Here is a 12,166-nt window from a genome sequence, read left to right as displayed (position 1 = left end):
TCCCCGCCGGCGTCGCCCGCAGGGAGGCGGCAAGGCGCATACGCCCTGCCGCCGGGTCGATCAGAGCTGATTCTTGACCTGCTGCTCGACGCGCGCGTCGTCGTTGTCGTCGGCCTTGTCCGCCGCGTCCTCGCCCATTTCACGGACGTTGTCCGCCTTCTGCTCGAGCATGTCCGACACCTGCTCGTTCGAGGTCGCATCCGCCTGAGTCTCGAGCGCGTCGGCGCGGTTCTCGGTCATCGCCTCGATGTTGTCGGCGGCCTTGTCGTCGGCATTGCCGCCACACGCGCCGAGCATCAGCAGGCCGGCCATGCCGGCGGCCTTCAAAACGGTCTTCATTGTTGAACCCCTCTTTGTTCGTTGCGGTTGATCAATGATCCGGCACGGCTGACGGTTCCAAATCACGTGTCGCGCGTTGCACCGGACATGTCCGACCATCCCCCTGCCACCGCGAACGGCTGGCTCGCGATCGCCTCCGATCAACTTTCCGCCGCGATCAATCCGCACGGCGCGGAATTGTCGTCGATCCGTGACGCGGTCGGGCGCGAGCTGATGACCGACGCCGATCCGCGCTGGTGGACGGGGCGCGCGCCGATCCTCTTCCCTGTCGTCGGCAAGCCCGCAGGCGAGGTGATCCGCGTCGACGGGCGGGAATATCCGATGAAGCAGCACGGTTTCGCGCGTCGTCGCGACTTCGACGTCGTCGCGCACGAACCGTCACGCCTCGTCCTTTCGCTGCGCGACGACGAAGAAACGCGTGCATCCTATCCGTTCGCGTTCCAACTCGAAGCGGCGTTCACGATCACGGCGGCGACGCTCGAGATCGCGATCACGCTGCGCAATCCCGCCGACGTCGTCCTGCCCGCCAGCTTCGGGTTCCACCCCGCCTTCGCGTGGCCGCTGCCCTATGGCCAGCCGCGCGAGGATCATCGCACCACCTTCGATGCCGCCGAGCCCGAGCCGCTGCGTGTCCTCGACGGCGACGGACAGATTACCGCGGAACAGCGCGCGTCGCCGCTCGACGGACAGACGCTTCACCTCACCGATGACCTGTTCGCGCGCGATGCGCTGATCTGGGACCGGGTTCGCAGCCAGTCGGTCGGCTACGGCGCGGCGGCGGGACCATCGCTGGAGATCGCCTTCCCCGATACGCCGATGCTCGGCATCTGGACAAAGCCGGGCGCGCCGTTCGTCTGCATCGAGCCGTGGCATGGCATCGCCGATCCGGTCGGCTACGCGGGCGAGTTCCGTGACAAGCCCGGCGTCTTCACGGTCGCACCCGCGGACGAGAACCGCATCACCATGTCGGTGACGGTGCGGCCATGATCACCCGCGGCGGATACGACAACGGCCGGCCGCTCGGGCGAGCGGCCGGCCGTTGCAGCGATCACCGTAGGGCAATCAGCCGTCGTAATCGGCGCCGAGGTTCTGGTTGCGCGGCGGCGCGGCGGCGGTGAGGCGCAGCGCCTCCGCCGATGCGGCCAGGCTGCCGACCTCGTCCGCCTCGTCCTCGTCGTCGATGCGGACGCGCTGCAGGCCCTGCACCGCCGATTCGTTCAGGTCGCGCGGACGCACCGTCTGCTCGGCGATCTCGCGCAGCGCCACGACCGGATTCTTGTCGCGATCGCGATCAAGCGTAAGTTCCGCGCCGCCGGAAATCTGGCGCGCGCGCTGCGCCGCCATCAGCACGAGGTCGAAACGGTTCGGGATCTTGTCGACGCAATCCTCGACGGTCACGCGCGCCATGGGCGGCTTCCTTGCAAAAAAACGGAGACGGGAGGCTGCCGGTGTATGACGCGCACGTCGTGAAGTCAACGAATGCAAGCCCGGGCGGGGGCGCGATTGCTGCGGATGCTGCCCGCGCGGCCGAGCCGATCGTGGTCGACGGCCACCGCCTGACGCTGCTGACCGAGGGCCCCGACCGCCGCCGTGCCCTGCTCACCCTCATCGAGGGCGCGCGCGAATCGCTGCGATTGATCTTCTACATCTACGCCGACGACGCGTCGGGGCGACGGATCAACGAGGCGCTGATTGCCGCCGCCGAGCGCGGGGTCACCGTCGCGCTGATCGTCGACGGGTTCGGCAGCGACGATGCCGACGCGCACTTCTTCGATCCGCTGCGCGCCGCGGGCATTTCGGTGTGCCGGTTCCTGCCGCGCTTCGGGCGTCGTTACCTGTTGCGCAATCACCAGAAGCTCGCGCTCGCCGATGCGAATACCGAAACCGCGCGCATCCTGACCGGCGGGTTCAACGTCGAGGACGATTATTTCGGGACCGAGCACGAACAGGCGTGGCGCGATCTGGGCCTCTTGGTGGAGGGGGAAGCCGCGTCGCGGATGGCGGGCTATTTCGACGCGCTCGAGGCGTGGGTGCGCGAGCCGAAGGGCAAGCTGCGCCACCTCAACCGCGCGCTGTCACGGTGGAGCGAAACGCAAGGCCGGCTTCGCTGGTTGATCGGCGGGCCGACGCGGCGGCTGTCCCCCTGGGCGCGCGCGATCCGCCGCGACATGCGCCGTGCGCAGCGGATCGACCTGATCGCGGCCTATTTCACCCCCAGCCCGACGATCCTGCGCCGCCTCGACCGGGCCGGGCGGATCGGGCAGGCGGTGCGGGTCGTAACCGCGAGCAAATCCGACAATGACGCGACGATCGCGGCGGCGCGCTTCACCTATCGCGGGCTGTTAAAAAAAGGCGTGCGGGTATTCGAATATCAACCGACCAAGCTTCATACCAAGCTCTACGTCGTCGACGATGCGGTCTATATCGGCAGCGCCAACTTCGACATGCGCAGCCTGTTCATCAACCTGGAACTCATGCTCCGGATCGATGACGCCGCCTTTGCGGCGCGCGTGCGCGGCTACGTCGACGGCGAGATCGCGCACTCGCACCAGATAACGCGCGAGGCTTACGCAACGGCGACCGGCTGGTGGCAGCGTACCAAGCAATTCGCCGCTTACCTGATCGTCGGAGTGCTCGATCCCACCGTGTCGCGCGGGCTGAACTTCGGCAGCGAAGAGCTCTGATACCCCCGCGCTGCCGCCCAGTCGTGCGCGAGATCAGTCCTTGTGCGCCCAGTACAGCTGCGCGGGCGGCACGTTCCACCATTCCATGTCATGGTCGATGCGCGTGAAGTGCGCGGCGATGAAGTCGCGGACCTTGGGGCTGAACTGATAGACCAGGAACGCGCCGTCCTTGCGCAGCGCCCGGTGCGTCGCCGCGGCGATCGCGGGGCCGACGCCGTCGGGCAGGGTCGAGAACGGCAGGCCCGACAGGATATAGTCGGCCGACTGGTGACCGTGCTCGGCGATGATCCGCTCGACGTCGGCGGCCGACCCCTCGACCGCGACAAAGCGCGAATCGGTGATCGTATGGTCGAGATAGCGGATGAAATCGGGGTTGGTGTCGATCGCGATCAGCATCGCGTCGGGTGCCATCCGCTCGAGGATCGGGCGGCAGAAGGTGCCGACGCCGGGGCCGTATTCGACGAACAGCTTGCAATTCGCCCAGTCGACAGGCGCGAGCATCTTGCGGATCAGCCGGTCCGACGACGGGATGATCGATCCGACCATGACCGGGTGCTTCAGGAACCCTTGGAAGAACATCTGCAGCGGTCCGGGGACACCGGCGGGCCGGGCGCGACGCATCGCGTTGGTCGAACTGGGCATGAGGAAAAGCACTGCTCCCGTTATGTCCGCGCTGCTTGCTCCACGCAGCCCGGTTGGACGAACGCTTGGTCAAGCGCGTCGGTTGCCATAGCGGGGTTGCGCCGCGGCCCCAAGCGCCTAATCGCGTGGGAATGCCGGACGACACAACAGCGGCTGGGAGCAGGAGAGGGCAGGTCGCGGTGATCTTCGCGGCCTGGCGCACGCGCGTCGACGAAGCGGGCTACACGTCCGCCGCCGCGGCGATGGACGCGCTCGCTGCGACACAGCCCGGCTACCGCGGCATCGACGCTGCACGAGGGAGCGACGGGTTCGGCATCACCGTCAGTTATTGGGCGGATGAGGCGAGCGCGATCGCGTGGCGCATGAACCCCGAACATACCGCAGTGCGCGAGGCCGGGCGCGGGCGCTGGTACGATGGCTACGACCTCCACGTCGCGCACGTATCGCGCAGTTACAGCTGGCGCAGGACGGGGGAGGGACGGGCATGAAACGCGGGTTCGATCGGAGCTTCGCGCTCATGTTCCTCGTCATGCTGACGATCGCGGCGGGAAACACCGCGCTGCAATCGGTCCTGCCCGCGCTTGGGCGGTCGCTGGGCGTCAAGGACAGCGCGGTCGCCGCCGCCTTCTCGGTGTCGGCGCTGCTGTGGGTCGTCGCCGCGCCCTTCTGGGCCCGGCGATCGGACCGTCACGGGCGGCGATTGATGATCCTCTTCGGCATGGGCGGCTTCTGCGTCAGCCTGACATTGTGCGGCGTCTTCCTGGCCGCCGGGATCAACGGCTGGATCGGTGGCACCACCGCGTTCATCCTCTTCATCCTCGGGCGGCTGATCTACGGCACGTTCGGCTCGGCCGCGCCGCCTGCGGTGCAGGCGCTGGTCGCGGGCAACACGACGCGCGAGGAGCGGACGCGTGCGCTGACCCTGCTCGCCTCCGCCTTCGGGCTGGGGACGATCCTCGGGCCGGCGCTCGCGCCTTATCTGATCCTCGGGCACGCCGGTGCGGTCGAGGTCGGGCTCGCGGGCCCCGCGTTCGTCTTCGCAGTGTTCGGGCTGGCCGTCCTCGTGACGGTGCGCCGCGTGCTTCCCGACGACCGCGGCATCGCACCCGGCGTCCACGGCGCCGCCAACGCCTACCCCTCGATCGGCGGGCAGGCGTCGGGCGCGAGCGTCACCGCGGCGACGGCCGAGGGACGCACGGAGGTGCGCTATACCGACCCGCGGATCAGGGCGTGGATGATCGCGGGGCTCGTGATGGGCCATGCGCAGGCGATGACGGGGCAGGCGATCGGATTCCTCGTGATCGATCGGTTGAACGTCGCCCCCGCCGCCGCGCTTGAGCCAACCGGGATCGTCCTGATGATGGGCGCGGGCGCAGCGTTGCTCGCGCAATGGGGGCTGATCCCGACGCTCAATCTGAAACCCCGCGCGCTGGTGCTCGTGGGATTGGTGCTCGCCGCGGCGGGGACCGCGCTGACGGGGCTCGCCACCTCGCTCTACGGCATTGCGACCGCCTACGCGCTGGCTAGCCTAGGCTTCGGTTTTACGCGCCCAGGCTTTACCGCCGGGTCGAGCCTCGCGGTCGGCCCCGCGGCGCAGGGTTCGGTCGCGGGCAAGGTGACGAGCGTCAATGGCGCGAGCTTCGTGCTCGGCCCCTCGATCGGCGTCGGACTGTACGAGGTGCAGCATTCGCTGCCGTATCTGACCGCGGGCGCGGCATGCGTAATCCTGCTGGCCTACGCGTGGCGCGCGCTGCGCACGCCGGACAATGACGCGCAGGTGTGGAGCGACCCCGAGGTGTAAGGGCGCCGCCGCGGAGCGGGGGCGCCCATGCAACGGGTCAGTCGCCGCCCTTCGGCCCGCGCGGGGTCAATTGTCCGGGCGAGATGAAGCCGATCGGCTGGATCGCGTTCGCTTCCTGCTTCAGTTTCGCGGCCATCTGTTCGTACTCGCGCTCGACCTCGGGGGTTACGCTTGCCCGTGAATCCTCCAGCGCGCGTTCGAAATTGGCCTGGCTCACCTCGGCATTGTCGATCCGCTCGCGCAGCGCGATCAGACCGGCGCGGCGCACCACGTCCTCCAGATCGGCACCCGTGAACCGCTCGGTCCGCGCGGCGATGTCGTCCAAATCGACGTCGCCCGCCAGCGGCATCTTCTGCGTCTGGATGCCGAGGATACGGCGACGCCCCTCACGGCTCGGCAACCCGACGTAGATCAGTTCGTCGAATCGGCCCGGACGCAGCAGCGCCGGGTCGACCAGGTTCGGCCGGTTGGTCGCGCCGATGACGACGACCGATTGCAGCTCCTCCAGCCCGTCCATCTCGGCAAGGATCGTGTTGACCACGCGCTCGGTCACCTGCGGCTCGCCCATCCCGCCGCCGCGCGCGGGGACGAGGCTGTCGAGTTCGTCGATGAAGATCACTGTCGGCGCGACCTGACGCGCGCGCTGGAACAGGCGGGTGATCTGCTGCTCGCTCTCGCCGTACCATTTTGACAGCAGGTCGCTCGACTTGGTGGCGATGAAGTTCGCCTCCGCCTCACGTGCGACCGCCTTGGCAAGCAGGGTCTTGCCGGTGCCGGGCGGGCCGTAGAGCAGGAAACCCTTCGCCGGGCGGATGCCGAGCCGGCGGAACGCGTCGGGGTTCTTGAGCGGCAGCTCGACGCCTTCCTTCAACCGCATCTGCGCGTCGTCCAGTCCGCCGACGTCGCTCCACTTGGTCGTCGGCGCCTGCACCATCACCTCGCGCATCGCGCTCGGCTGGACGCGTTTCAGCGCGCCGATGAAGTCCTCGCGCGTCACCGCCAACGTGTCGAGCACCTCGGGCGGGATCGTGCGCTCCTCGAGGTTCAGCTGCGGCATGATGCGACGCACCGCCTCGATCGCCGCCTCGCGCGTCAATGCCGCCAGATCGGCGCCAACGAAGCCGAAGGTCGTGCGCGCGAGCTCGGCGAGATCGACGTGATCGCCCAGCGGCATACCGCGCGTGTGGATGCCCAGGATCTCGCGCCGCCCGCGCTCGTCGGGCACGCCGACCACGATCTCGCGGTCGAAGCGGCCGGGACGACGCAGCGCCTCGTCGATCGCCTCGGGCCGGTTGGTGGCGGCGATGACGACGAGGTTCGCGCGCGCCTCCAGCCCGTCCATCAGCGTGAGCAGCTGCGCGACGACGCGCTTCTCCGCCTCACCCGATACCTGCCCGCGCTTGGGCGCGATCGAATCGATCTCGTCGATGAAGACGATCGAGGGTGCGTTCTTCGCGGCTTCCTCGAACACCTGACGCAGCCGACCCTCCGATTCACCGTAAGCCGAGCCCATGATCTCGGGGCCGTTGATCAGAAAGAATTGCGCGTCCGATTCGTTTGCCACTGCGCGCGCGAGGCGGGTCTTGCCGGTGCCGGGCGGGCCGTAGAGCAGCAATCCTTTGGGCGGATCGACGCCGAGCCGCTGGAACAGTTCGGGATAGCGCAACGGCAGCTCGACCATCTCGCGCAACTGGTCGATCGTCGCGGCCATGCCGCCGATGTCGTCGTAGGTGACGTCGGCGCGCCGCGCCGCCTCGGGCTCCTCATATTCGGGGCGCAGTTCGATCTCGGTATTCTCGTCGACGTGGACAATGCCCTTGGGGCTGGCCGAGACGACGAGCAGGCGGATTTCCTGCAAGGCGTAGGCGGGGGCGTTGACGAACTGCGCCATCCCCGGCGGCATGTTCTGCACGCGTTGATGCCCCGCGGTCGCGACCACGTCGCCCTGCGCGAACGGGCGGCCGATGAAGGTGCGCTTCAGTGCGTTGGACGACCCCTGAAGGCGCAAATTCTGCTGCGCGGGCGCGAACACGACGCGCGTCGCGGGTTTCGATTCGGCCTTGCGGACTTCGACGAAGTCGCCCGAGCCGACGCCCGCATTGGCGCGCTGCAATCCGTCGATGCGGATCAGCGCGAGCCCCTCGTCCTCGTTGTACGGGCCGACCGCGCGCGCGGGCGTGACCTTCTTGCCCGAAATCTCGATCACGTCGCCGTCGGTAATGCCGAGCGCGGCCATCACCGCGCGCGGCAGATGCGCGATGCCGCGGCCGGAATCCTCGGGCCGCGCGTTCGCGACCTGCAATTTGGTAGATTGTTCGGCGTCGGCCATTGATCCCTCACTCGCTCGAAGGCGTCGAGCGCAGGAGATAGGCGGCGGGTTCCCGATTGCGAGCGCAGGATGCGCACCGACTGATCCGGGGCAGACGAAAAAAAGGGCCGATCAGAAGACCGGCCCATATGAAGTTTTTAGGAGAGGATGCCTGAAAGGCCCGATCGTTTTGCTTCGCAGCAGATCATGTTGCAAGTGCGAAAAGGTCGTAGTACGATTGCAGAAACGGCAATCGCTTGCCATCATCCGACGATTGCCTCCGCCGGTCACCCCGCGTCGAAAACGGACCAGCCATGCGCCGTCTGCCACCGCTCACTGCCATCGAAGCGTTCGTCGCCGTCGCGCGACTGGGTTCGATCAAGGCCGCGGCGACCGAGCTTGCCTTGTCCGCCCCTGCGCTCAGCCGGCGCATCCAGACGCTGGAGCGGTTTCTCGGCCGACCGCTGTTCGACCGGCGACACCAGGCGATGACCCCCAATGCCGACGGCGACCGCCTGCTCGCCGCGATCGCGCCCGCGCTCGACAGTCTGTCCGACGCGGTCGAATCGATGACGAGCGGGGGCGAGGTGCTGCGGTTGCGGCTGGGCGTCCTGCCGCTGTTCGCGTCGCAGCGGCTGTTTCCAAAGCTGGCGCAACTGCGCGCCGCGCGGCCCGAGCTGCATCTCGACGTCGATACCGGCAGCAACGCGATCTCACGACTGGGCGAGGGGCTGGACGCGGTGATCGTGCTCGCGCGCGAGGTAGACCCGACGCTCTATGCCGAGCGGCTGGATCGCAACAAGGTGTACGCGATCGGCGCGCGCACGTTGACGGAGGGGCCCGATCCGCTGCTGCGCCCGGACCAGCTCGTCGACCACAGCGTCCTGCTTCACCGCGACATGGGGGACAATTTCACCGCGTGGCGCCAGAGCGCCGGGATCGCCGACGTCGAGCCCAAGGCGGTCGACCATTTCGATTCGGGTGCGCTGATGCTCGAGGCGGCGGCGCAGGGGCTGGGCGTCGCGTTCATGCTCGAGAGCCATTTCAACGACGCGAACGATCCGCGGCTGGTGCGTTTGTTCGAACTCGAGGTGGAGAGCCCGTATTCCTACTGGTTCGTCTGCCGCCCGCGCGCGCTGCAGACGAAGCCGGTGCGCATCTTTCGCGACTGGTTGATCGCGACGCTGCGCACCGACTGACCCCGCCGCGCCCGGTCGGCGCTGCGGGGAACGGTCGGGTGCTTATTCCGCCTTCGCCTTGACGATCTTGCCCGGCTCGCGCGGCGGCTCGCCCTTGGGCAGCGCGTCGATCAGCTCCATACCCTCGGTCACCTCACCCCAGACGGTGTACTGGTTGTCGAGGAAGCGCGCGTCGTCGAAGCAGATGAAGAACTGCGAATTCGCCGAATTCGGGTCCATCGTCCGCGCCATCGAGCAGGTGCCGCGCACGTGCGGCTCCTTGTTGAACTCCTGCTTGAGATTGGGCTTCTTCGACCCGCCGGTGCCGTTGTGGTTACCGCCGTCGCCGCCCTGCGCCATGAAGCCGGGGATGACGCGGTGGAACGGCACGCCGTCGTAGAAGCCTTCGTTGGCGAGTTCGCCGATGCGCCGGACGTGCTCGGGCGCGAGGTCGGGACGCATGCGGATCGTCACGTCGCCGCCGTCCAGCGTCAGCGTCAGGGTATTGAAGGTGTCGGCCACTCGATATTCCTTTCGTGTTCTTGGGCCACAGGTAGTGCCGCCCCCCGCGGTAGGCAAATGGTGCATGGCCATTCGCGACCACCGGCGATAAGGCCCGCGGGTCGGCGAACAGCAGGGAGGCACGCGACATGAGCGAGACCGAGCTTCCCGACCTCGAACGTGACGAGGCGATCGAACAGGGCGATCAGCTCGACGAGGACGACCGGCTGAAGCCCGCCTTCGTCGACGCGGTGCTCGACGCGGTCGAGGCGGACGATTTCGACGAGGCGCGCGCGCTCGTCGCGCCGCTCCACCCCGCCGACATCGCCGATCTGTTCGAGCTGACGCCCGAGGACCGCCGCCGCGACCTCGCCGCCGCGATCGCCGATCAGCTCGACGCCGACGTGTTCGCGGAAATGAACGACTACGTTCGCGAATCGCTGATCGACGCGCTCGACGCGCGGCAGGTCGCCGACATCGCGAGCGAGCTCGACACCGACGACGCGGTCGCGATCATCGAGGACATGGACGTCGAGGACCAGCGCGAGGTCCTGCGCGCGATGGAGCCCGACGACCGCGCCGCGATCGAGGAGGCCTTGTCCTACCCCGAGGAATCGGCCGGACGCCTGATGCAGCGCGACCTGGTCGCGGTGCCCGAACATTGGACGGTCGGCGACACGCTCGACTATCTGCGCGGCCACGACGAACTGCTGACCGATTTCTGGGAGATCTTCGTGGTCGACCCGGCGCATCGCCCGGTCGGCACCTGCGCGCTGTCGTGGATCCTGCGCACGCCGCGCGGGATCGCGATGGCCGACGTGATGCAGCGCGAGCAGACGCTGATCCCGGTCGACATGGATCAGGAAGAGGTCGCGCTCCGGTTCCAGAAATACGCGCTCATCTCGGCGGCGGTGGTCGACGGATCGGGGCGGCTGGTCGGCATGATCACCGTCGACGACATCGTCCACATCATCCAGCAGGAAGCGGGCGAGGACGTGCTGCGCCTGTCGGGCGCGGGTGAGGGCGACATCAACGAGCCGATCCGGCTGACCGTGCGCACGCGGTTGACGTGGCTGGTCGTGAACCTCGGCACCGCGATGATTGCATCCTCGGTGGTGGGGCTGTTCCAGGGCGAGATCGCGCGCTTCGCGCTGCTCGCGGTGCTGATGCCGATCGTGTCAGGGATGGGCGGCAATGCGGGCACGCAGACGCTCGCGGTGGTGGTGCGCGCGATCGCGACCAACCAGCTGACCGACAGCAACACCGCGCGGATGATATTCCGCGAATTGCGGATCGCGATCGCGAACGGCGTGTCGCTCGGCGCGCTGATCGGCGCGGGCACCTACGTGATCTTCGGCAACGGCAATCTGTCGCTGGTGATCTGCCTCGCGATGATCATCAACAACCTGCTCGCCGGTCTGGGCGGGGTGCTGGTGCCGGTGACGCTCGACCGGCTGAACGTCGACCCCGCGGTATCCTCCGCGGTGTTCGTGACCACGTTGACCGATACGGGCGGCTTCCTGTCGTTCCTGGGGCTCGCGACCTTGTGGGGCCTGTCGGGCTGACCCACATCGCGGGGACGATGTCCCTGCCCCCGTTACACCTGACCAAGGTCGCGTTCGGCGCGACGAGCCTCGACATGCTCACCGACCGGCTAAAGGCACGCGCCGCCGCGGGCGAGCTGTTTCTGACCACGCGCTACCTGCCGAAACGGCACGAGGAGGTGGCGGGGCGCGGCTCGCTCTACTGGATCATCAAGCACCAGCTCGTCGCGCGCTCGCCGATCACCGGCTTCGGCGAGGCCGAGGGCGGGCGCGTCGCGATCCATCTCTCGCCCGATTTCCAGCTGATCAACGCCCGCCCGCGCCGCGCGCACCAGGGCTGGCGCTATCTGGAGGCGCACGAAGCACCCGAGGATCTGTCGGGCGAGGCAGGCGACGGCGTCGCCGCGATGCCCCCGGTGCTGGTCGGCCGATTGGTGGAACTCGCGCTGCTTTAAACCGCGGAACGTCACAAAGGTCACACGCCAACGCGGGTGCGCGCGGGCGCACATGCGCGCGGGGTTTATACACGACTGAGCAAGAGCGATGGACGCGTGGCACGTCACGAGGCGTGTAGGACAGCCCCTGATTGGGGTGGCGTAAGAAGTGGAAGGGCAGCGGTCGGCGACCCGCCTCCTAATCCGTTGCCGGGTCGTTATGGCAGGTGGGAAATCCCGTCGACACTTGCTTGGCGGACCATCGGCCTCCTCGTGACTTGGTTACGAGAAGTGCAGAGGTGAAATTGTAACTAGGTACGAATAATACACCTGGTGTCCCCAAACCCTTATCATGGAAGCAGAGACGTAGCGCTTTTGGTTCGGAGGAGATGATGGTGAAGCTCATCTCCATCCCCTGTCATCCCTGACCAGTTCCGCCCCTGTCGAGGTCTTCTCGACATGGATAAATCCGTAGTCTGCGAATGTTGTCTTGTCAGGACTGCGTCGAGGGCCAACTGAATTGGCAAAAGTCGTCAGGTCTAATCGAGTGATGACGCCATCTACGTCACGCTGTCCAGCCGAAGCAGCTGCTGACGCCCCGCCCACGGCTAGTGAGGCAAGTGCTGCAACGACAGCCAACGTAGCTGATTTCATGTTGGCCATCTTGAACCCGTACTAACAACGCGCAGTACAACATAGTCATATCGACGTTCTGCATCCAAGCCGGACGACTAA

12 protein-coding genes are annotated in these 12,166 nt (G+C 67.4%); 7 read left to right on the top strand and 5 right to left on the bottom strand.

The window, feature by feature from the left end; translation table 11 throughout:
- Window positions 1-60: 60 nt before the first annotated feature.
- The gene (locus tag KZ810_RS11635) at window positions 61-339 is read right to left on the bottom strand and encodes a hypothetical protein (RefSeq protein WP_219769276.1); all 279 of its coding nucleotides are present in this window, start codon (window positions 337-339) and stop codon (window positions 61-63) included.
- An 87-nt stretch (window positions 340-426) separates the two neighbouring features.
- Between KZ810_RS11635 and KZ810_RS11630 the strand changes: the two genes are divergently transcribed.
- On the top strand, window positions 427-1,326 hold the full coding sequence (locus KZ810_RS11630; RefSeq protein ID WP_219769275.1) for an aldose 1-epimerase family protein: 900 nt from the start codon (window positions 427-429) through the stop codon (window positions 1,324-1,326).
- A 75-nt stretch (window positions 1,327-1,401) separates the two neighbouring features.
- On the opposite strand, the gene rpoZ is transcribed toward KZ810_RS11630, so the two are convergent.
- The gene (rpoZ, locus tag KZ810_RS11625; RefSeq protein WP_019515238.1) at window positions 1,402-1,746 is read right to left on the bottom strand and encodes a DNA-directed RNA polymerase subunit omega; all 345 of its coding nucleotides are present in this window, start codon (window positions 1,744-1,746) and stop codon (window positions 1,402-1,404) included.
- Between the two features lie 95 nt (window positions 1,747-1,841).
- Here rpoZ and KZ810_RS11620 point away from each other — a divergent pair, with 95 nt between their 5' ends.
- Window positions 1,842-3,023: a phospholipase D-like domain-containing protein gene (locus KZ810_RS11620; protein ID WP_219769471.1), complete on the top strand. Its 1,182-nt coding sequence runs from the start codon at window positions 1,842-1,844 to the stop codon at window positions 3,021-3,023.
- Window positions 3,024-3,056: 33 nt separating this feature from the next.
- Here KZ810_RS11620 and KZ810_RS11615 read toward each other — a convergent pair whose 3' ends face one another.
- Window positions 3,057-3,665, bottom strand: a complete 609-nt coding sequence (locus tag KZ810_RS11615; protein WP_219769274.1) for a class I SAM-dependent methyltransferase — start codon at window positions 3,663-3,665, stop codon at window positions 3,057-3,059.
- Between the two features lie 131 nt (window positions 3,666-3,796).
- On the opposite strand from KZ810_RS11615, the gene KZ810_RS11610 reads away from it, so the two are divergent.
- Entirely contained in the window at window positions 3,797-4,153 is a 357-nt protein-coding gene (locus KZ810_RS11610; protein WP_219769273.1) for an antibiotic biosynthesis monooxygenase family protein, read from the top strand.
- Complete coding sequence (locus tag KZ810_RS11605; protein WP_219769272.1) at window positions 4,150-5,466, top strand: MFS transporter; 1,317 nt, start codon at window positions 4,150-4,152, stop codon at window positions 5,464-5,466. The genes KZ810_RS11610 and KZ810_RS11605 overlap by 4 nt, the downstream gene beginning before the upstream one ends.
- Window positions 5,467-5,503: 37 nt before the next feature.
- On the opposite strand, the gene KZ810_RS11600 is transcribed toward KZ810_RS11605, so the two are convergent.
- Entirely contained in the window at window positions 5,504-7,795 is a 2,292-nt protein-coding gene (locus KZ810_RS11600) for a CDC48 family AAA ATPase (RefSeq protein ID WP_219769271.1), read from the bottom strand.
- 293 nt (window positions 7,796-8,088) lie between these two features.
- Here KZ810_RS11600 and KZ810_RS11595 point away from each other — a divergent pair, with 293 nt between their 5' ends.
- Entirely contained in the window at window positions 8,089-8,973 is an 885-nt protein-coding gene (locus KZ810_RS11595) for a LysR substrate-binding domain-containing protein (RefSeq protein WP_219769270.1), read from the top strand.
- Between the two features lie 42 nt (window positions 8,974-9,015).
- Here KZ810_RS11595 and KZ810_RS11590 read toward each other — a convergent pair whose 3' ends face one another.
- On the bottom strand, window positions 9,016-9,474 hold the full coding sequence (locus KZ810_RS11590; RefSeq protein WP_219769269.1) for a peptidylprolyl isomerase: 459 nt from the start codon (window positions 9,472-9,474) through the stop codon (window positions 9,016-9,018).
- 128 nt (window positions 9,475-9,602) lie between these two features.
- Between KZ810_RS11590 and mgtE the strand changes: the two genes are divergently transcribed.
- Together mgtE and KZ810_RS11580 are read left to right on the top strand one after the other, a co-directional pair.
- Entirely contained in the window at window positions 9,603-11,018 is a 1,416-nt protein-coding gene (gene mgtE / locus KZ810_RS11585; protein ID WP_219769268.1) for a magnesium transporter, read from the top strand.
- A 17-nt stretch (window positions 11,019-11,035) separates the two neighbouring features.
- Window positions 11,036-11,452 carry a DUF1489 family protein gene (locus tag KZ810_RS11580; protein WP_219769267.1) on the top strand — a complete coding sequence of 139 codons (417 nt, stop codon included), beginning with the start codon at window positions 11,036-11,038 and terminating at the stop codon, window positions 11,450-11,452.
- The last annotated feature ends 714 nt before the right edge of the window (window positions 11,453-12,166 follow it).

This window comes from Sphingomonas citricola, assembly GCF_019429535.1.
Classification (GTDB): Bacteria; Pseudomonadota; Alphaproteobacteria; order Sphingomonadales; family Sphingomonadaceae; genus Sphingomonas; species Sphingomonas citricola.
The sequence above is the reverse complement of the archived record's forward strand: the minus strand, read 5'-3'. Positions and strand labels throughout refer to the sequence as shown.

Excerpts from the sequence above, each read along its gene's own strand:
- KZ810_RS11635 (WP_219769276.1), bottom strand. The coding sequence starts at position 339 with ATGAAGACCGTTTTGAAGGCCGCCGGCATGGCCGGCCTGCTGATGCTC.
- KZ810_RS11630 (WP_219769275.1), top strand. The coding sequence starts at position 427 with ATGTCCGACCATCCCCCTGCCACCGCGAACGGCTGGCTCGCGATCGCC.
- rpoZ (WP_019515238.1), bottom strand. The coding sequence starts at position 1,746 with ATGGCGCGCGTGACCGTCGAGGATTGCGTCGACAAGATCCCGAACCGT.
- KZ810_RS11615 (WP_219769274.1), bottom strand. The coding sequence starts at position 3,665 with ATGCCCAGTTCGACCAACGCGATGCGTCGCGCCCGGCCCGCCGGTGTC.
- KZ810_RS11610 (WP_219769273.1), top strand. The coding sequence starts at position 3,797 with ATGCCGGACGACACAACAGCGGCTGGGAGCAGGAGAGGGCAGGTCGCG.
- KZ810_RS11605 (WP_219769272.1), top strand. The coding sequence starts at position 4,150 with ATGAAACGCGGGTTCGATCGGAGCTTCGCGCTCATGTTCCTCGTCATG.
- KZ810_RS11600 (WP_219769271.1), bottom strand. The coding sequence starts at position 7,795 with ATGGCCGACGCCGAACAATCTACCAAATTGCAGGTCGCGAACGCGCGG.
- KZ810_RS11595 (WP_219769270.1), top strand. The coding sequence starts at position 8,089 with ATGCGCCGTCTGCCACCGCTCACTGCCATCGAAGCGTTCGTCGCCGTC.
- mgtE (WP_219769268.1), top strand. The coding sequence starts at position 9,603 with ATGAGCGAGACCGAGCTTCCCGACCTCGAACGTGACGAGGCGATCGAA.
- KZ810_RS11580 (WP_219769267.1), top strand. The coding sequence starts at position 11,036 with ATGTCCCTGCCCCCGTTACACCTGACCAAGGTCGCGTTCGGCGCGACG.